At 72.4% G+C, this 18,460-nt stretch carries 20 protein-coding genes; 10 read left to right on the plus strand and 10 right to left on the minus strand.

The genetic code is table 11. From position 1 onward, the window contains the following. The first annotated feature begins 123 nt into the window (after window positions 1-123). On the plus strand, window positions 124-306 hold the full coding sequence (locus OIM89_RS08155) for a DUF6104 family protein (protein ID WP_003961784.1): 183 nt from the start codon (window positions 124-126) through the stop codon (window positions 304-306). Between the two features lie 31 nt (window positions 307-337). Here the strand turns inward: OIM89_RS08155 and OIM89_RS08160 are convergent, their stop codons facing one another. Then, on the minus strand, window positions 338-1,192 hold the full coding sequence (locus OIM89_RS08160) for a hypothetical protein (RefSeq protein ID WP_037665026.1): 855 nt from the start codon (window positions 1,190-1,192) through the stop codon (window positions 338-340). A gap of 143 nt (window positions 1,193-1,335) precedes the next feature. Here OIM89_RS08160 and OIM89_RS08165 point away from each other — a divergent pair, with 143 nt between their 5' ends. After that, window positions 1,336-2,307 carry a DUF4097 family beta strand repeat-containing protein gene (locus OIM89_RS08165; protein ID WP_151168120.1) on the plus strand — a complete coding sequence of 324 codons (972 nt, stop codon included), beginning with the start codon at window positions 1,336-1,338 and terminating at the stop codon, window positions 2,305-2,307. A 1-nt stretch (window position 2,308) separates the two neighbouring features. After that, window positions 2,309-3,364, plus strand: coding sequence for a PadR family transcriptional regulator (locus OIM89_RS08170; RefSeq protein WP_030695570.1), 1,056 nt, complete (start codon window positions 2,309-2,311; stop codon window positions 3,362-3,364). A gap of 437 nt (window positions 3,365-3,801) precedes the next feature. Here OIM89_RS08170 and OIM89_RS08175 read toward each other — a convergent pair whose 3' ends face one another. The 3 genes from OIM89_RS08175 to OIM89_RS08185 all read right to left on the minus strand — a co-directional run bounded on the left by OIM89_RS08175 (window position 3,802) and on the right by OIM89_RS08185 (window position 6,926). Further along, a complete protein-coding gene (locus OIM89_RS08175) occupies window positions 3,802-4,449 on the minus strand; it encodes a GNAT family N-acetyltransferase (RefSeq protein WP_151168123.1) in 648 nt (215 codons plus the stop codon). Window positions 4,450-4,469: 20 nt separating this feature from the next. Continuing rightward, window positions 4,470-5,435 (minus strand): zinc-binding dehydrogenase, encoded by a 966-nt coding sequence (locus OIM89_RS08180; RefSeq protein ID WP_030695568.1) that lies wholly within the window; start codon window positions 5,433-5,435, stop codon window positions 4,470-4,472. A 267-nt stretch (window positions 5,436-5,702) separates the two neighbouring features. Further along, window positions 5,703-6,926 carry an NADP-dependent malic enzyme gene (locus OIM89_RS08185; protein WP_003950805.1) on the minus strand — a complete coding sequence of 408 codons (1,224 nt, stop codon included), beginning with the start codon at window positions 6,924-6,926 and terminating at the stop codon, window positions 5,703-5,705. 531 nt (window positions 6,927-7,457) lie between these two features. Here OIM89_RS08185 and OIM89_RS08190 point away from each other — a divergent pair. From OIM89_RS08190 to OIM89_RS08200, 3 genes are read left to right on the plus strand one after another with little or no spacing between them, the layout of a single operon-like run. Further along, entirely contained in the window at window positions 7,458-8,408 is a 951-nt protein-coding gene (locus OIM89_RS08190) for an ABC transporter substrate-binding protein (RefSeq protein ID WP_030695567.1), read from the plus strand. A gap of 30 nt (window positions 8,409-8,438) precedes the next feature. Then, entirely contained in the window at window positions 8,439-9,386 is a 948-nt protein-coding gene (locus OIM89_RS08195) for an amino acid ABC transporter permease (protein WP_023417126.1), read from the plus strand. Beyond that, the gene (locus tag OIM89_RS08200; RefSeq protein ID WP_030695566.1) at window positions 9,383-10,144 is read left to right on the plus strand and encodes an amino acid ABC transporter ATP-binding protein; all 762 of its coding nucleotides are present in this window, start codon (window positions 9,383-9,385) and stop codon (window positions 10,142-10,144) included. The genes OIM89_RS08195 and OIM89_RS08200 overlap by 4 nt, the downstream gene beginning before the upstream one ends. Before the next feature lie 95 nt (window positions 10,145-10,239). Here OIM89_RS08200 and OIM89_RS08205 read toward each other — a convergent pair whose 3' ends face one another. Beyond that, complete coding sequence (locus OIM89_RS08205) at window positions 10,240-11,052, minus strand: class I SAM-dependent methyltransferase (protein ID WP_030695565.1); 813 nt, start codon at window positions 11,050-11,052, stop codon at window positions 10,240-10,242. 94 nt (window positions 11,053-11,146) lie between these two features. On the opposite strand from OIM89_RS08205, the gene OIM89_RS08210 reads away from it, so the two are divergent. Beyond that, window positions 11,147-11,743, plus strand: coding sequence for a CGNR zinc finger domain-containing protein (locus OIM89_RS08210; protein ID WP_030695564.1), 597 nt, complete (start codon window positions 11,147-11,149; stop codon window positions 11,741-11,743). Here the strand turns inward: OIM89_RS08210 and sodX are convergent. Then, on the minus strand, window positions 11,680-12,144 hold the full coding sequence (gene sodX, locus OIM89_RS08215) for a nickel-type superoxide dismutase maturation protease (protein ID WP_373557424.1): 465 nt from the start codon (window positions 12,142-12,144) through the stop codon (window positions 11,680-11,682). The genes OIM89_RS08210 and sodX overlap by 64 nt on opposite strands. 183 nt (window positions 12,145-12,327) lie before the next feature. On the opposite strand from sodX, the gene sodN reads away from it, so the two are divergent. Next, a complete protein-coding gene (gene sodN, locus OIM89_RS08220; protein ID WP_023417131.1) occupies window positions 12,328-12,723 on the plus strand; it encodes a superoxide dismutase, Ni in 396 nt (131 codons plus the stop codon). Window positions 12,724-13,708: 985 nt separating this feature from the next. Beyond that, a complete protein-coding gene (locus OIM89_RS08225) occupies window positions 13,709-13,924 on the plus strand; it encodes a hypothetical protein (RefSeq protein ID WP_226964406.1) in 216 nt (71 codons plus the stop codon). A 540-nt stretch (window positions 13,925-14,464) separates the two neighbouring features. Here OIM89_RS08225 and OIM89_RS08230 read toward each other — a convergent pair. The 3 genes from OIM89_RS08230 to OIM89_RS08240 all read right to left on the minus strand — a co-directional run bounded on the left by OIM89_RS08230 (window position 14,465) and on the right by OIM89_RS08240 (window position 17,171). Continuing rightward, window positions 14,465-15,373, minus strand: coding sequence for a MerR family transcriptional regulator (locus OIM89_RS08230; RefSeq protein WP_047467297.1), 909 nt, complete (start codon window positions 15,371-15,373; stop codon window positions 14,465-14,467). A 431-nt stretch (window positions 15,374-15,804) separates the two neighbouring features. After that, window positions 15,805-16,173, minus strand: a complete 369-nt coding sequence (locus OIM89_RS08235; protein WP_151168127.1) for a GntR family transcriptional regulator — start codon at window positions 16,171-16,173, stop codon at window positions 15,805-15,807. 2 nt (window positions 16,174-16,175) lie between these two features. Continuing rightward, window positions 16,176-17,171, minus strand: a complete 996-nt coding sequence (locus OIM89_RS08240) for a DUF1648 domain-containing protein (RefSeq protein ID WP_047467301.1) — start codon at window positions 17,169-17,171, stop codon at window positions 16,176-16,178. Window positions 17,172-17,383: 212 nt separating this feature from the next. Here OIM89_RS08240 and OIM89_RS08245 point away from each other — a divergent pair, with 212 nt between their 5' ends. Continuing rightward, window positions 17,384-17,725, plus strand: a complete 342-nt coding sequence (locus tag OIM89_RS08245) for a DUF5713 family protein (protein ID WP_264491116.1) — start codon at window positions 17,384-17,386, stop codon at window positions 17,723-17,725. A gap of 36 nt (window positions 17,726-17,761) precedes the next feature. On the opposite strand, the gene OIM89_RS08250 is transcribed toward OIM89_RS08245, so the two are convergent. Then, window positions 17,762-18,352 carry a GNAT family N-acetyltransferase gene (locus OIM89_RS08250; RefSeq protein ID WP_374113481.1) on the minus strand — a complete coding sequence of 197 codons (591 nt, stop codon included), beginning with the start codon at window positions 18,350-18,352 and terminating at the stop codon, window positions 17,762-17,764. Between the last annotated feature and the right edge of the window lie 108 nt (window positions 18,353-18,460).

Below are 18,460 nucleotides of genomic sequence, written 5' to 3' on the forward strand. Positions count from 1 at the left end.
CAGGGTAGACCCCGGCGGCCGGGGGTGGCGAGGGCCCGGCCGGTCGCGCAAGGGCCCGCCTATCATGGGTCGGCGGCCCGCGGCGGCCGCCCGTACCCCTTGCGACCTGTGACGGAGCACCCCATGTACTTCACCGACCGCGGCATCGAGGAGCTGGAGAAGCGGCGCGGCGAGGAGGAGGTCACCTTCGAGTGGCTCGCCGAGCAGCTGCGCACCTTCGTCGACCTCAACCCCGACTTCGAGGTCCCGGTCGAACGCCTCGCCACCTGGCTGGCCCGCCTCGACGACGAGGACGAGGACGAGTAGGACCCCGAAGTCCCGCCCCGGGCCGCCCGCCTCAGTCCGGCGGCACCGGGAGACGCGCCCCCTCGCTCCTGAACCGGTCGTAGGCCAGCCCCGCGATCCCCTGGGTCACCAGCAGCCCGCCCAGCGCGGCCCATCCCGCGCTGCGCCTGGCGAGCCCCCAGAGCGCGAGGGCGCTCCCCGCCACCACGTGCCCGGCGGCCAGCGCGCGGGCCCGCCGCCCCCGCACCAGCGGCCCGACGACGCTGGCCTCGACCAGCTCGGGCCGGACGACCTCCCGCCAGCCGGCCCGGTCCGTCCGCCGCACACCCCGAGCCATCCACGCCGCCCCGGCCAGTGCTTCGGCGGGCCGCACCGGCACCAGCCCGGTCGGCAGCGCGAGCCCGGCGTGGGCCAGCACCGCGAGGACGCCCCGCAGCCGCGCGGCCGCGTCCGCCTCGGCGTCGGGCCGGGTCAGCCCGTCCAGCGCCTGTACGGCGAAGACCGGGTCGAGCCCGAGCCGCCCGGCGAAGGTACGCATCGCCTCGTCCTCCCCCGCCGGGGTGCCGTCCGCCAGCCACACGTACCCCACGGGCCGCCGGACCCCCGAGGCGAGGCTGAAGCCGGCGCGGCCCGCGTCCCACCAGAGGGCGAGAACCGGCCAGGGCGCCCCCACGGCGAGGGCCGCCGCCCAGCCGCCGAGCACCAGGTCGACCGGTTCCTCCTCGCCCTGCCAGGACAGGTCCGCGGGCACCAGCACGCTCCACCCGCGGCCGGCGGGGGCGAGCAGCATGGGGCGCCTGAGCAGGACAGCGGCCGGGGCAACGGCGTCGGGGGCGGCCCGGCAGAGCAGCAGTCCGCCGGTGCCCCGCAGGGGCTGTTCGAGATTCCGCACGGCATCCGTCGGCATGGTGCACACGCTAGGACACGACGGACCATCGTGCCTTTTCGGCCACTTTCCCCTCCTCGGCTGCCCTCCCTCCCTCCGAGCCCTTGACTTCCGCCGACCGCGATATATCGTGTGTTGCAGGCGATGCGATATGACGCGTCGCCGTGCGCCAGGCCGAGGAGGTCAGCACCATGTCCGAGTCCGAGTCCCCACACGACGCGTCCCCCGTGCCCGAAGCGGAAGCGGAATCCCCCCAGGGCGCGGACGGCGGGACGGACGACGGCACCTGGTCCGTGGACGCCCCGCGCCGGATGTCCTTCGACGGCCCCGTGACGACCCTCCGCATCCGCGTGGTCAACGGCGCGGTGAACGTCGTGGGTTCCCCCGACCCCGCCACCCACCTGGACATCTCCGAGCTGTCCGGCCGCCCGCTCACGGTGCGGCGCGAGGGCTCCACCCTCACGGTCGAGTACGAGGAGTTCAGCTGGCAGGGCCTGCGCCGCCTGATCGAGCGCGGCAAGCTCCCGGACCCGCGCACCCTGGACCACCGCGCCGTCGTCTCCGTCGCGGTGCCGGACTCCGCCCGGCTGGAGGTCCGCGCGGTCGGCGCGGACACCGTCGTCTCCAGCCTCGCGGGCCCGGCCGACGTCAAGGCCGTCTCGGGCGAGACCACCCTGGTCGGCCTCTCCGGAGCGGTGCGGGCGGACACCGTCACCGGCCGCGTCGAGGCCCAGTCGGTGACCGGCCCCCTCACCGTCGCCTCGGTCTCCGGCGACCTCACGGTGGTGGACGGCACCAGCCCCACCCTCCGCGCCGACTCGGTCAACGGCGACATGATCGTCGACATCGACCAGGCCGACTCCCCCGCCGACATCGAGCTCTCCAGCGTCTCCGGCGAGATCGCCGTCCGCCTCCCGCACCCGGCGGACGCCCGCGTCGAGGCCAACACCACCAGCGGCTCCCTCTCCCACGCCTTCGAGGACCTCCGGGTCTCCGGCCAGTTCGGCATGAAGAAGCTCACCGGCAAACTGGGCGAGGGCAGCGGGCGCCTGAAGGCGAGCACCGTCTCCGGCTCCATCGCCCTGCTGCGGCGCCCCGCCTCCGACGCCGCACCGAACGACAAGAAGGTGCTCTGACATGCCCCCCGTCTTCGCCCACGGCCGCCTCCGCCTCTACCTCCTCAAGCTCCTCGACGAGGCCCCCCGCCACGGCTACGAGGTGATCCGCCTCCTCGAAGAGCGCTTCCAGGGCCTCTACGCCCCCTCGGCCGGTACGGTCTACCCGCGCCTGGCCAAGCTGGAGGCCGAGGGCCTGGTCCGCCACACCACCGAGGGCGGCCGCAAGGTCTACGCCATCACCGACGCGGGCCGCGCCGAGCTGGCCGACCGCCAGGGTGAGCTGGCCGACCTGGAGATCGAGATCCGCGACTCGGTCGCCGAGCTGGCGGCGGAGATCCGCGACGACGTCCGGGGCGCCGCCGGCGACCTGCGGCGCGAACTGCGGGCAGCCGCCTCACTCACCCGCGACAGCGCGGCCTCCTCCGCCCCCGACGACACGGAGCGCGAGTCCTGGCGCCTGGCCAAGGAGGAACTGCGCCGCGCCAAGCAGGAGTGGAAGGAACAGGCCCGCCGCGCCAAGGACGAGAGCCGCCGCGCCCGCGAGGAGGCGGAGCGCGCCCGCAGCCAGGCCCGCGAGGCCCAGGACCGGGCCCGCGAGCAGGCCAGCCAGGCGCAGGAGGAGGTGCGCCGCATGGCCAAGCGCGTCCAGGACCAGGTCCAGGACCACTTCGCCCGCGGCGACTGGCCCTCGGGCGTCCGCGAGGGCCTCTCCGAACTGGGCAAGGAGTTCGCCCGCTTCGGCTGGGGCACCGAGAGGCAGGAGCGCCCGGCGTCTCCCACCGAGGAACCGGTCTTCGAGAACCCGGGTCCGGAGAGCGACCTCTTCACCTACACCCCGGATTGGTCCACCGAACCCTCCTCCGGCGACCCGTCCCGCGACCTCGACCGCCTCCTCGACCGCTTCCGCGACGACATCCGCGACACCGCCCGCGACCACGGCGTCACCGAACACCAACTCCGCGAAGCCCGCCGCCACCTCTCCACCGCCGCAGCCCACATCGGGGCGACGCTGAGGGGGACGGGCGGGGAGGCGGAACAGCGCGGAGGCACCGGACAGGACCGCGAGCAGAGCTGACAACAGCGAAGCTCCTCAGCGGCAAGCAGCCTCACCCGGGACGCCCCTGGCCCACGGGGTCGTCCCGGGCCCGTGCCCCAACGGCACCGCCCCCGCATACCTGCGACACAGGGCAGACACCAGACATCCGGCGCCGAGAATGCCCCCATGCACGACCTCGTGATCGGGCCGAAGGCTTCGCGACCATCCGCCCACACGCGGTCGAGCCGGGCCCACGAACCGATCAGGCTCCGCATGGACGCGTACGTCTCGGCGTCCAGCACCCGGTCGGGCTTGAGCCACCCCTGGCGCCAGGCGAACTCCGCGTGTATCGAGGCCGTTCCGTGTCCGTAGTCTGCCGGGAGCAGATGGCGGACGGCGCCGCTGACTCCGGTGGGGGGAGAGAAGCCGGCTCCGGGGAGGGCAGCCGGCCGACAGGTGGCAGGCGTCACCCCGGTTCAGTGGGCCGGCGCTCGACCCGCCCGGCCGCCAGCGGCTCCCCCGCCCTCGCCCACCCCATCCGTCGCCAACCGCGCGTGCCGCTCCACGTCGTACCGCTGGTCGCCGTAGCGGAGGCGGGCGCGTTCCAGGCCCTCCACGGCGAAGCCGGCGCGGTGGGCGACGGTGCAGGAGGCGGGGTTGTTGGTGCGGTGCCCCAGTTCGAGGCGGAAGAGGGACAGTTCGGTGAAGGACCAGTCGGCGAGGGCGCGCAGGGCGGTGGTGGCGACGCCCCGGCCGCGGGCGGAGGCCAGGGTCCAGTAGGAGATCCAGCCCGTCTGGTGGACGGGGTCGACGGCGCCGACGGTGACGTTGCCCAGCAGGCGGCCCTCGTCGGGGTGGCCGCCGGTGCCGGGTGAAAGGACCGCGAAGGAGTGCTCGCGGCCCGCCTCCCGGGCGGCGCGGCGGTCGGTGATCCAGGTGGCGGCCTCGGCGAGGGTGGTGACGGGGCGGCCGCTCTGCCGGGCCATCTCGGGGGTGGCGAAGGCGCCCAGCACGGCGGGGGCGTCGGAGGGCTCCCAGTAGCGCAGGCGCAGGCCGGGTGCCTGGGGCAGGGCGAGCGGTGCCGTTCCGTCCGTCTCCGTCGTGGCCCGCCCTGTGGTCGTCATCCCCGTCGCCTTCCCCTGGCTCACTCCGTGCTGAGGACGATTTTGCCGAACTGGTCGCCTGCGGCGAGCCGCGTGAAGGCGTCGCGGGCCCGGTCCAGCGGCAGCACCTGGTCGATCACCGGGCGGACGCCGGTGGTGGCGCAGAAGCTGAGCAGGTCCTCCAGCTCGTCCTTGGAACCCATGGTGGAGCCGACCACCTTCAGTTCCAGGAAGAAGATGCGGGTCAGTTCGGCGTGCGAGGGCCGGTCGCCGCTGGTGGCGCCGCTGATGACGAGGGAGCCGCCGGGCCGCAGGGACTTGACCGAGTGGGACCAGGTGGCGGCGCCGACCGTCTCGATGACCGCGTCGACCTTGTGCGGCAGCCGGGCGCCCGGCTCGACGGCCTCGATCGCGCCCAGCTCGACGGCCCGCTTCCGCTTCGCCTCGTCGCGGCTGACCGCGTACATCCGCAGCCCCGCCGCGCGGCCGAGGACGATCGCGGCGGTGGCCACGCCCCCGCCCGCGCCCTGGACGAGGACGGAGTCGCCGGGGCGGACTCCGGCGTTGGTGAAGAGCATCCGGTAGGCGGTGAGCCAGGCCGTGGGGAGGCAGGCGGCCTCGGCGAAGGAGAGTTCCTTCGGCTTGGGCAGGACGTTCCAGGTGGGGACGGTGACCTGCTCGGCGAAGGTGCCCTGGTACTTCTCGGTGAGGATCGAGCGCTGTTCGCGCGGGCCGACGCCGTGGCCGCTCTGGCCGATGACCGAGTGGAGGACGACCTCGTTGCCGTCTTCGTCGATGCCGGCCGCGTCGCAGCCGAGGATCATCGGCAGCTTGTCCTCGGCGAGGCCCACTCCGCGCAGCGACCAGAGGTCGTGGTGGTTGAGCGAGGCCGCCTTGACCTGGACCGTCGTCCAGCCCGGGCGGGCCGTGGGGGTGGGGCGGTCGCCCAATTCGAGGCCGTTGAGGGGGTGGTCGCGGTCGATGCGTGCGGCGTAGGCGGCGAACATGCCCTGACCCTAGGGCGGGGGGCCGTGCGACGGAACCACCACGGGGTGTGACCCGCCGCTCATCGGCGCCGGAGGCGCCGGGATCTTGGGGTGCGTGCTGTCGGCTGGGGTGCTGTGGATTCCCCGTGCTCCGGGGGGCGGGCGGCGGTTGCTGTCACCGATGGCCTCAATCGCCGGCCGGGCTCAAGGCAAGTGAGCCCGGCCGGTGTTTGAGGCGCCTCCCCGTTTCCGGCGTGGTGCTCGACGTCGGAAACGGCCGGGGCCGGGTCAGCGGCGGGCGACTCCGGCGGCGCGGGCCGCTTCGGCGACGGCGGCGGTGACGGCGGGGGCCACGCGCTCGTCGAAGGGGGACGGGATGACGTAGTCGGCGGAGAGTTCGTCGCCGACGACGCCGGCCAGCGCCTCGGCGGCGGCGATCTTCATCGACTCGGTGATCCGGGAGGCCCGCACCTGAAGGGCGCCGGCGAAGATCCCGGGGAAGGCGAGGACGTTGTTGATCTGGTTGGGGAAGTCGCTGCGCCCGGTGGCGACGACCGCCGCGTACTTGTGGGCGATGTCGGGGTGGACCTCGGGGTTCGGGTTGGCCATCGCGAAGACGAAGGCGCCCGGTGCCATCGAGGCGACGGCGGGCTCCGGGACCGTACCGCCGGAGACGCCGATGAAGACGTCGGCGCCGTCGAGGGCGTGGTCGAGGGAGCCGGCGAGGCCCGCGCGGTTGGTGATCTCGGCCAGTTCGCGCTTGACCTCGGTGAGGTCGTCGCGGTCGCGGCTGACGATGCCCTTGCGGTCGGTGACGGTGACGTCACCGATCCCGGCCTCCAGGAGGAACTTGGCGATGGCCACGCCCGCCGCACCGGCGCCGGAGATGACGGCCCGCAGGTCGCCCAGCTCGCGGCCGGTCAGCTTGGCGGCGTTGCGCAGCGCGGCGAGGGTGACGATGGCCGTGCCGTGCTGGTCGTCGTGGAAGACGGGGATGTCCAGCCGCTCCTGGAGCTTGCGCTCGATCTCGAAGCAGCGCGGCGCCGAGATGTCCTCCAGGTTGACGCCGCCGAAGGAGGGGGCGAGCCGCACCACGGTGTCGACGATCTCGTCGGCGTCGGTGGTGGCCAGCGCGATCGGGACCGCGTCGACGCCGCCGAACTGCTTGAAGAGGATGGCCTTGCCCTCCATCACGGGGAGGGAGGCCTCGGGCCCGATGTCGCCGAGCCCCAGGACCGCGGTGCCGTCGGTGACGACGGCGACGACCTGGGACTTCCAGGTGTAGTCGTGCACGAGCTCGGGCTGCTCGGCGATGGCGCTGCACACCTTGGCGACGCCGGGCGTGTAGGCGAGGGACAGGTCGTCCCGGTCCCGGATCGGGACGGTCGCCTGGACGGCCATCTTGCCGCCGCGATGGAGCGCGAAGGCCGGGTCGAACGAGTCGAGGGGAGAGTTCTCCCCGTCCGGTTCCGGCGCGCTGTCGCTGCGAGGATTGACGATCTCCGCTGCCACTTGGTGACCCCTTAAGTCATGAGCGTTCGAGGGTTGGCCACCCCCGGGATGGGGGGTGGGCGGGCACCGCGTGCGTTCCGTGTCCGGGCGGATGGGCCCGCCTCCACACGGGGGAGGTCGCACGCGCGGACGCGCCGCACACGCGTCCTGAGCCCCGGATGAGGGGTGTAACCGTCTTTTCTACCTGATCGCGTGTGCCCGTGCCGAGCCGAATTGGCCACACGGCCCGCTCACATGTCCGACTTCCCGGGAACCTCCCCCGGTGCCGCTTCTCTGTCCCACATGGCGAGATGTGCGGTATGCGCGTGACTTAAGTAACGGACTCCGGTGGCATGGCCGATGCCCTTCCCGCGCAGGGCGGTTGGGGCCCGAGAGGGACCCGTTATCCGATTTTGACATGGGCGGCGCCTCGTTCTCCGCGGTCCGAATGGCAAGATGCCACCCATCGCACGAGGTCGCGACACCCGAAGGTGTGTGCCAACGACCCGTCCGGCACCCTCGCCATCCGCTCACCTGTCGGAGGAAACCCTCATGACCGCCAGCATCACGCGTCGCCCCCGGCCCCTTCGCTCCCGTCTCGCCGCGGCCGGCGCGATCACGGCCGCGGGCGCCCTCCTCCTCACCGGCTGCGGCGACCAGACCGCGGGCGCCGACAAGGGCTCGGAGAAAGAGACGGCGGCCCCGCTCGCCGACAAGCTGCCGAAGAAGTACCAGGACAGCGGTGTCGTCAAGGTCGGCTCGGACATCGCGTACCCGCCGGTGGAGTTCAAGGACAAGGACGGCAAGACCGTCGGTCTGGACGTGGACCTCGCCGCCGCGCTCGGGGAGCAGCTCGGGGTGGAGCTGAAGTTCGAGAACGGCACCTTCGACACGCTCCTCGGCGGTCTGCGCTCCAAGCGGTACGACGTGGCGATGTCGGCGATGACCGACACCAAGGCGCGCCAGGAGGGCCTGGACTCCGAGACCGGCAAGAAGGTCGGCGAGGGCGTCGACTTCGTCGACTACTTCACCGCCGGCGTCTCCATCTACACCAACAAGGGCAAGGACCAGGGCATCAAGACCTGGCAGGACCTCTGTGGCAAGAAGATCGTCGTCCAGCGCGGCACCGTCTCGCACGACCTGGCCAAGGCCGAGTCGAAGAAGTGCGAGAAGGGCGAGATCAAGATGGAGACCTTCGACAACGACCAGCAGGCCCAGACCCGGCTGCGCTCGGGCGGTGCCGACGCCGGTTCCTCCGACTTCCCGGTCGCCGCGTACGCGGTGAAGACCTCGGGCGGCGGGAACCACTTCGAGCTGGTCGGCGAGCAGGTCGAGGCGGCGCCGTACGGCATCGCGATCTCCAAGTCCAACCCGGAACTGCGCGACGCGCTCAAGGCCGCGCTGGACGCGATCATCGAGAACGGCGAGTACGACAAGATCATCAAGAAGTGGGGCGTCGAGGACGGCGCGGTCACCGAGGCGGTCGTCAACGGCGGCAAGTGACCCCTCCGGCGTCGCTGAAAGGCAACACCTGTGTCTGCTGACATCACCAAGAAGGACCCGGAGGCCACCCCTCCGGGTCCGGCCCCCACGCGGGCGGCCCCCATCAAGGCCGTCCCGGTGCGCCACTACGGCCGCTACGTCTCGGCGCTGATCGCGCTCGCGGCGCTCGGCTCGGTCGTGTACGCGTTCTCCCAGGGCGACATCAACTGGGCCTTCATCCCGGACTACTTCTTCAACGACCGCATCCTCAGCGGCGTCCGCGAGACGCTGATCCTGACCTTCCTGTCGATGGTCATCGGCGTGGTCGGCGGTGTGCTGCTGGCGGTGATGCGGCTGTCGAAGAACCCGGTGGTCTCCTCGATCGCCTGGTTCTACATCTGGTTCTTCCGGGGCACCCCTGTCCTGGTCCAGCTCTTCGTCTGGTTCAACCTCGGTTTCGTCTTCGAGTACATGAACCTCGGCCCGTTCTACAAGGACGAGTGGTCGGACTTCATGACGCCGTTCCTGACGGCGCTGCTCGGCCTCGGTCTCAACGAGGCCGCGTACATGGCGGAGATCTGCCGGGCCGGTCTGCTCTCGGTCGACGAGGGCCAGACCGAGGCGGCCCACGCGCTGGGCATGAGTCAGGGCAAGACCCTGCGCCGCATCGTGCTGCCGCAGGCGATGCGCGTGATCGTGCCGCCCACCGGCAACGAGGTCATCAACATGCTGAAGACGACCTCCCTGGTGGCGGCCGTCCAGTACTACGAGTTGTTCAAGCACGCGCAGGACATCGGCATGACCTCCGGTGCCACGGTGGAGGCCCTGTTCCTCGCCGCCACCTGGTACCTGATCCTCACCTCGATCCTCAGCGTCGGCCAGTACTACATCGAGCGGTACTACGCCCGTGGTTCGCTGCGGCAGCTGCCGCAGACCCCCTGGCAGAAGGTGCGCGCGCACCTGACCTCGCTCTCCAGCCGCTCGGAGGTGACCCGATGACCGCCATGGTGAAGGCCGAGGGCGTCCACAAGTCCTTCGGCCAGGTCGAGGTGCTCAAGGGCATCGACCTGGAGGTCGCCACCGGAGAGGTGTTCTGCCTCATCGGCCCCTCGGGCTCCGGCAAGTCGACCTTCCTGCGCTGCATCAACCACCTGGAGAAGATCAACGCCGGCCGGCTCTACGTCGACGGCGACCTGGTCGGCTACCGGCAGAAGGGCGACAAGCTCTACGAGCTGAAGGACGCCGAGGTCGCCCTGAAGCGCCGGGACATCGGCATGGTCTTCCAGCGCTTCAACCTCTTCCCGCACAAGACGGCGCTGGAGAACGTGATGGAGGCGCCGGTCCAGGTCCGGGGCGTCTCGAAGGCGGCGGCCCGCGAGCGCGCCGGCCAGCTCCTGGAGCGGGTGGGCCTCTCCGACAAGGCGGGCAACTACCCCTCGCAGCTCTCCGGCGGCCAGCAGCAGCGCGTGGCGATCGCCCGCGCGCTGGCGATGGACCCGAAGCTGATGCTCTTCGACGAGCCGACCTCGGCGCTCGACCCGGAGCTGGTCGGCGAGGTGCTGGACGTGATGCGCCAGCTCGCCGAGGAGGGCATGACGATGATCGTCGTCACCCACGAGATGGGCTTCGCCCGGGAGGTCGGCGACTCGCTGGTCTTCATGGACGGCGGCGTGGTCGTGGAGGCCGGCGACCCGCGCGAGGTCCTGACCAACCCGCGGCACGAGCGGACCCAGTCGTTCCTGTCGAAGGTGCTCTGAGTCCCGCGAGGCCGCCGGGCCCGGCACACGCACGGGGGCGGTACGGAACCTGGTGTTCCGTACCGCCCCCGCGCCGTTCGCAGCCGCCGTCGCGGTTACTTCAGCCCGAGCACCATGGCGTCCGAGGGCGACTGCCAGACCGTGCGGGCCTCGGTGAAGCCGGCCTCGCGCAGGGTGCGGGCATGCCACTCGGCGGGGGGCGTGTCGCCGTCGGCGTGCTCCCCGTAGATCTCGAAGCGGCGGGCGGTAGGCCCGGCCAGGACCGGGTCGGCGGCGGCCAGCTGCCACCAGGAGGCCCAGTCGACGGCGCCCTCGGCCTTGGCCTCGTCCATCCTGCGGTGGCGCTGCTCGCGGTCGGCGGCGTTGATCAGCGGGGTGGCGGGGTCGGGCATGTGGTCGGCGTTGAGGAAGACACCGCCGTCGCGGACGATGCCGGCGATCTGGCCGTAGAGCGCGGCCAGCGGTTCGCTGTGCAGCCAGTGCAGGGCGGTGGCGGTGAGGACCGCGTCGTAGTTGTCGTGCGGGAGCAGCGACGGCCAGTCGGGGTCCTTCAGGTCGGCGGTGACGAAGGTGACCCGGTCGTCCCCGGCGAAGGTGCCCTCGGCGATGGTGAGCAGCGCCGGGTCCAGGTCGACGCCGGTACTCTGCGCCTTCGGGAACCTCTTGAGGAGCCGGTCCGTGATACTTCCCGTACCGCAGGCGAGGTCGAGCACGCGCGGCTCGGTGCCGGCCACCGCCTCGACCATGTCGAGCATGACGCGGAAGCGTTCCTCGCGGTCGGGGAGGTACCACTCCTGCTGCTGGTCCCAGCTGATCTGCCAGGCGGCCCAGTCGGCCCCCGGGGTGGCGCCGGTCTGCACCGCACCCGCGTCGGTGGTACCGGCCGGCGCGGTCTCTGCGTCCGTCATCCGAACTCCTCCGTAGCGTAATACCCTAAAGGCGGAGCTAGCCATTACATCCGCCTGTCCGACTGACCCTAGACCGAGCCCGTAAGGACTACAAGTGGAACTCGCCTCTTACTCGGATTACGCCCTGCGTCTGGTCAACAGCGAGGAGCCGGCACGGGGCACCGACACGCTCACCTCCGTGGACGCGGTCCGCGCCCTCTTCGGAGCGAGTACCCAGGCTGCCCGCCGGGCCACCGAGGCGGACGTCACCCGTTTCCGCTCGGTACGCGGCCGGCTCCGCGCGGTCTTCGAGGCGGCGGCCGAAGGGGACCAGCAGCAGGCGGTCCACCTGCTCAACGCCCTGCTCCTGGAGTTCCCGGTGAGCCCGCAGATCTCCGGCCACGGCGAACTCGACGCCGAGGGCCGCCCGGACTGGCACATGCACCTCGCCGACCACCCCTCCAACGCCACCAGCGGATACGCCGCCATCGCGGCGATGGGGCTCGCCTTCCACCTCACCGAGTTCGGCGCCGACCGCCTCGGCCTCTGCGAGGCGTCGCCCTGTCGCAACGCCTATCTCGACACCTCCACCAACCGCTCCCGCCGCTACTGCTCGGACCGGTGCGCCACCCGCGCCAACGTCGCCGCCTACCGGGCCCGCAAGCGCCGCGAGAGCGACACGTCCGAGCGGACCGGGCGCACCGCCGAGTAGGCCCAGCCGAGCGTCGCCCGCACCCCGCGCACCGGCTCGCGCCCGGGACCCGCCGCCGCGCGCGGCCGCAGCCGGGCGGTCACCCGGGCCAGCACCATGGCGCGCGGCACCACGCCGTACACCGTGCTGTCGCCGCCCGCGAAGGCGTTGTCGCCCAGCACCCACCAGCCGCCCTCCCGGCGCTCCACGGCCCGCTTGACGACCAGCAGGTCCTGCTGGAAGGGGTGGCGCAGGATCACCACGTCACCCGGGCGGACGCGGGCGCCGTACCGGACCAGGAGCCAGTCGCCGTGCTCCAGCGTCGGCACCATGGACGGCCCGTCCACCTCGACCACGCCGAACCGCCCCCTGCCGCGCCGCTCGCGCGCCGGGCCGGCGCTGCCCTCCGCACCTCGTCCGATCGCCACCTGCTCGCCCTTCCGTCCGCCTCACTCGCCTACCCGTCCGCGCGCCCGAGCCCACGTCCCCGGTCCCAGTCTCACCCCGTCCTTTCGCCCTAGGCCCCCGGGGGCGACCGAGAAAACCCGCCTCGCACGGAGTAGTGTCACCTGCGAGAAGACGATCACGAGGAAGGACCGCACCTCATGCTTTCCCGCCTGTTTGCCCCCAAGGTCAAGGTCAGCGCCCACTGCGACCTGCCCTGCGGCGTGTACGACCCGGCCCAGGCCCGCATCGAGGCGGAGTCCGTCAAGGCCGTCCAGGAGAAGATGCAGGCCAACGACGACCCGCAGTTCCAGACGCGCGCCATCGTCATCAAGGAGCAGCGCGCCGAGCTGGCCAAGCACCACGTCTCGGTGCTGTGGAGCGACTACTTCAAGCCCCCGCACTTCGAGAGCTACCCCCAGCTCCACCAGCTGGTCAACGACACCCTGAAGGCCCTCTCGGCCGCCAAGGGCTCCTCGGACCCGGCCACCGGCCAGAAGGCCCTGGACCTCATCGCCGAGATCGACCGCATCTTCTGGGAGACCAAGAAGGCGTAACTCCGACGGCCCGGCCCCGCAGGCCGGGCCGCCCGGACTGACCGCACCCGGCCCAGGGGGCGCCGCACGCCGGCGTCGGTGGGCCGGGTGCGGTTCTTCGTGCCCGCGCCCAGGGCGGCCGCGCGCAGAGTCCCGCCATGACCTTGCGGATACGCTGCGTCGCCCTGCCGGAGCGGGTGGAGCGGACCTTCTGGACCGACGGGGAGGTGCTGCGCACCGAGCCGCCCGCCGGGCCCGGGGCCGCTCGTGAGGTGGAGCCGGTGGTGGACGGGGGCTGGCTGGTCCCGGGACTGGTCGACGTGCACACGCATCCGGGGGCCGAGCAACCCGAGGACGGTTTCGACGGGGCGGCGCTGCGACGGCAACCTGGAGGCACACCGCGACGCGGGGGTGCTGCTGGTCCGGCGCCGGGGACGATGGAGCGGATGCCCGGCTGGGTCGACTCGGCGCCGGAGTTGCCGCGGGTCCGGTCGGCGGGGCGCTGGCTGGCGACGCCCGGGCGGTTCTTCCCCGGCGTGGGGCGGGACCTGAGCGAGGAACAGCTCCCGGGTGCCGCCGTGGAGGAGGCCACCGCCAGTTCCGGCTGGTGCAAGATCATCGGCGACTGGCGGTGGGACGAGCCCGCCGTACCCCTGGAGATCATGACCGAGGCGGTCACCGCCCGTGCACGCGGCGGGCGGCCGGGTCGCCGTGCACTGCCAGACGGCCGAGGGCTCGCGGAACGCCGTCCTCGCCGGCGCCGACAGCCTCGAACACGGCATGCATCTCGACCCCGCCCTGCTGCACCTGATGGCGCGCCAGGGCACCGTCTACGTCCCCACCCTGGGCTCCTTCGCCGGGAGCGCCGAGGTGTGGCGGGGCCGGGAGCGGAGCGCGAAGCGTTCGGCCTGGCTGGAGGGGTGGGCCGGGATGGTGGCCGACGTCCGGGCCGCACGAGGCGGGCGTCACCGTCCTCGCCGGGACGGACACCTTCCCCTGCGGCACCGTGGCAGCCGAGTCCCGGCACCTTCTCGACGCGGGCCTGCCCGCCGAGGAGGCGGTCGGCGCGGCCTCCTGGGTCGCACGCTCGTGGCTCGGCCTGCCCGGACTCACCGAGGGCGCACCGGCCGACCTGGTGGCGTACGACCGTGATCCGGTCGCCCACCCGGAGGTGCTGGAGCACCCGGCGCGGATCGTGCTGCGGGGGCGGGTGGTGCGGTAGGGAGTCCAGTCGATCACCTTCTGCGCACCTCGATCACGATCACGACCCCCTGCCGCCGTTTCCGACTGAAGGGCCAGCAAATCCACGCCGGCGCCGACAGCAAGACGAACAGCAGCAGGGGCAGGATCGAGACCACAGGGAGGAAGATCTTCAACGCACCAGGAGTGGGCACAACGTGTCCTTCGCTCGAGGGAATCGAAGCGCGAACACTGCGGCCCACCCCTGTCCTCCTCATGCAGCGGCGCGAGTTCAGCCATGTGAAGAGGGCATCACGCAGAACTTGGCTGTGTCAGCGCGGCATCGGAGGTCACGCGACGGATGCAGGAAGACGCTCCGTTCCTCACCAGCGTCCGATGGGTGCGTTTCCCGGTCACTCGGGCCTCCGGCGTCGGCGGTCGCCCTTCCGTCGGCGGCCAGAGCGTCGGCCATCCGTGCCGCCACATGCCCTTCCCGCCGATTCCGGCGGACTCAGGTCTCACGCATCGAGGCGGGCGCCAGCCGCAGCGGGCCTGGCTCTGTGCATCAAAACGGCCAACGCGGTCAGGTCTGACCCGCGGCTCGCAGGGCCCGCGCCAGCCATTCCAGTTCCTCGGTCGCGTCGGGCGACGACTCCTGCCCGCGCACACGGGCGACAAGCCTGCGGTAATTCTCCGCTCCTGCCTCGATCCCGGCCTCCAGGCTGCGCAGCACGGCGGCCCGATCGGCATCACCGAACAACTCGGACAGCACCTCGGCCGCGGTCGGCCCCTCGGGAGCGACCCCGCCCTTTCTGACCTCCGCAACGGTCTGCACGATCTGCCGGGCCCACCAGATGGACGCCCCGCGGGGATGGCCTTGCCCCGGTACGGGCGTGTTGAGCTCCATCCATGTGCGCAACCGGGCGCGGAAACCGGGGTCCCGCACCAATTCCGCCAGTTCGATCCAGGCGTCGACCTGCTCAGGTGTGGGATCGTCGGGCAATTCGATGCTGAAGGTGCGCATGCGGTCGCGCAGGCGCGGGTCGTCGAAGCCGCCGAACACCTCCTCCTTGAACTCGTCGATGATCTGCTTGCGCTCGGCGGCGGAAAGCCGCGCCAACCGGTTCATCAGTGCTGTCTCCTCAACGGTTGAACCCCGTTTCGCCACGGTGGACAGGACGGCCCGGCTCACCTTGAGTGAGCGGATCTGCGCGTCGAGCGCGGCCACATGCGCGTCCGCGACCTCGGCGACTGTGGTGCGGCCGCTCAGGACGCGGCACACGTCGTCGAGCCCGAGGCCCAGCTCCCGCAGGGTGCGGACCAGCTCGACACGGGCCACTGACTCGGCGTCGTACAACCGGTAGCCGCCCGCGGAGCGGGCCACGGGCGGCACCGCCCCCTCGTCCGACCAAAAGCGCAGGGTACGCACCGAAAGTCCGGTTCGGTGCGCGAGCCGACCAATGGTGAGCATGTCGGGGCGTTCGTCGTCCATGAGGAGGATCCTGAACCCTCCGGCGGCTGGAGACTCAAGCACCTCAGTACACGAATCCCTGAGTCACGTCACTGACCGGTCGATCCCGTGAAGAGAGAAGACCCGGGCCAGGGGCTGAGGCATGAATCGCGGGAACCCACGAGGTGTCGCACAGAAAGGGCTGACAGCCCGTCGCTGCCCTCTCATCCCGGAGCTGCGACACCCCAAGCCATGATCGAACAGAGCCTGGGGCAGGTGTCTTCCGAAGTGGTGAACATCTGCTGTCCGTTCTCGTGGACAAAGCCAGCGGGTCGGACCATCACGCTGCTCGCCGGTCTCGGGGCCCGTGGGGAGGTGCGCCCCGCCTGGCCCCGCGTCCACCCATGGGCAGCGCCGACGTGCTGCCAGACCTGATCGAGCCGGAGACGCACGCCCACGCCCCCTCGGTCGGGTCAGGCCGGCCGCTCCGCCAGTGTCTCCCGGACCAGGGCCAGGATCTCCTTCTCGTCGAGTCCGAGCGAGCGGGCCTCGGCCACCAGGGTGCGGGCGTGCGGGAGGAGGGCGGCGCGGCTGCTGACCGTGTCGGTGCGGGTGACCACGGCGCCCCGGCCGCGCCGGAGTTCGATCAGCCCCTCGTCGCGCAGTCGCTGGTAGCCGCGGAGCACGGTGTGGACGTTGACGCCCAGGGAGTCGGCGAGGGTGCGGGCCGCGGGGAGCCGGTCGCCGGGGGCGAAGCCGCCCGAGGCGATGGCGGCGCGGGCGGCGGCCGCGACCTGGTCGCCGAGCGGCACCGGGGAGCCGGGGTCGATGTGGAGCAACATGATCAGCGGGTCTCCGGGCGGCGTTCGGCCAGCGTGTTGAGGAGGGCGGCGGCCGTGCCCGCGTCGTCCACGGTGACGGCGAACTCCCGCCCGTCCCCGGTCCTGCGCACCACGAGCGCCTCCCCGGAACGGTAGATCAGCCCGGACCGCCTGGGCGTCACCCGGTACCCCCAGCCGCCGAACTCGCCCAGCGGGTTGACCGGCCGGGCCTGCGCGGCGGCCACCCGGTCGAGGGGGACGCTCAGCCGGGGCCAGGGCAGGCCGGAGAGGCGCACCGTCAGGCCACGCTGGTCGACGGCGACGTCGGCCTGGGCCATCAGGACCAGCACCAGACCGCCCAGCGCCAGGACGAGCGCGGCCCACCAGGGCATGGCCGAGACCGCCAGCGGAGCGAGACCGCCGGACATCATCACGACGCCGCCCAGCAGCATCGGCACCGAGCTGGTACGCCGCGCCCACCCGGCGCGCCCCTCGCGGGGCAGGTCCAGCCGCTGGGTGCCGGTCGCGCCCTGCCCCGAGGGCCGGTCCGGGACCGTCTTCCTGACCAGGACGTGCCCGAGGAAGCCACCGGCGAGGCCCACGGCGAAGGCGACACCCAGGTGCCACAGGGGCAGGCTGAGGCCGGCCGCGTCGGTGGCGCCGGCGTTGAGCTGGAGCACCAGGACGGCGACCGCTCCGAGGAAGCCCGCAAGGCCCCACCCCGCCGCGGCCGCGACGCCCGTGCCGCTTCCGCCACCCCGGCCGCTCCTGGCGACCATCGCGGTCCAGGCCGCGCCGCCGAGCAGCAGCATCGCCGCCATGGCCACCAGGAACTGGCCGGGAGACTCGAAACGGTCCGCCGCCCCGTCCGGCCCGAAGTGCACGGCCAGTTCGTCGGGGAGCTGGTCACGCACCCCGGCGTAGACGGCCGTCACGACGGCCGTCGTGACGACGAACGGCAGGGCGACGAGGGCGGCCAGTCGGCGCGGAACACGGTACGGGGGGCCGGTGGCGGTCATGGGCTACTCCTCCGCTGGAGACGGGCAGGGCCTTCCACGCACACATCCCGGCCGCCGGCAGGGCGACCCGACCATGTGCACTTGTTAGCATTCGACTAGAACAATCGGCGTAAGGCAAGGGAGCGCAGCCCCCACCGGCACCCGGTTGTCAGTGCCGTGGTGCAGGGTCGGACCGGTCGTGGCACAGGCAGCGGAGAGGTGAGGTGGGCGGCATGGCGATCGCGGAACAACGGGTCGCGGAGCGGAAGTTCCTGCGCGGGCTCTACAAGGACCCGTACTTCCCGGACCAGGTCCTGGACCAGGGAGTGGCCGTCCTGACCGCCCTCTGCGAGCGGATCGAGGCCGAGCGGCCGGCGGACCTCGCGGCCCTGTACGCCCTCACCGACGCCGCCACCGAGGAGTTCAACGCCCTGGAGGCCGCGTTCGAGGCGGCCGGCAGCGAGATCGAGACGGTGGCCCGCGAGGAGATCGCCGAGGAGTTCTGGGTCATCGCCTCGGCGTACGGCTTCGCGGCGGCCGACCCCGAGCGGCTGGTGGGCGCACGGTACTGGTGAGGTACTGGTGAAAGGGGCCTGCCGGAACCCGGCCCGTCACCCCGTCGCGGGCTCCCGCCACATGGGCCACATCAGCGGGCCGTCCGGGAGCCGCAGCGGCTCGCCCCGGTCGGTGAAACCGAGGCGGAGGTACAGCTCGCGGCTGCGGGCGCTGCTGGCCTCCAGGTAGGCGGGGAGGCCGTCCCGGTCGCACTGCTCCAGGACGGGGGTGAGCAGGGCGGTGCCCAGTCCCTCGCCCTGCCGGTCCGGGGCGACGGCGATCAGCAACAGGTAGGCATGGGCGCGCCCGGTGGGGTGGATCGCCCCGGTGAGGCGGCCGACGAGTTCGGCGCGCTCGTTGTCGGGGTCGGCGGTGCGCCGCATCAGGGCGGGCATGTCGTCCTCCCCCTCGGGCTCACCGGCCGGGACGGAGAGCCACAGGGCGGCGGCCGACCCGTCCTCCAGGAGGTCGACGCGCCCCTCGGCGAGCGCCGCGTCGAGGAAGCACCCCATGAAGAGGCCGTGGACGGCGCGACGGTGCCCCTCCTCGGGGAAGACCCAGCTGCTCACCGGGTCGTCGTGGAAGGCGGTGTCGAGCAGGGCCGCCACCTGGTCCCGGTCGGCAGCCCCCGCCGTACGCGTCGCCACTCCCACAGTCGCCCCCTTCTCCCCCGCCCGCACGGACGGTCCGGCGCGGCCCGCACGGCCCGCTGCCGCCCGGTGCGCACGCCTCGGCCGTTCACCCATCGACCCCGC

It is taken from the genome of Streptomyces sp. BI87, assembly GCF_025957665.1.
In the GTDB taxonomy this organism is placed as follows: Bacteria; Actinomycetota; Actinomycetes; order Streptomycetales; family Streptomycetaceae; genus Streptomyces; species Streptomyces albidoflavus.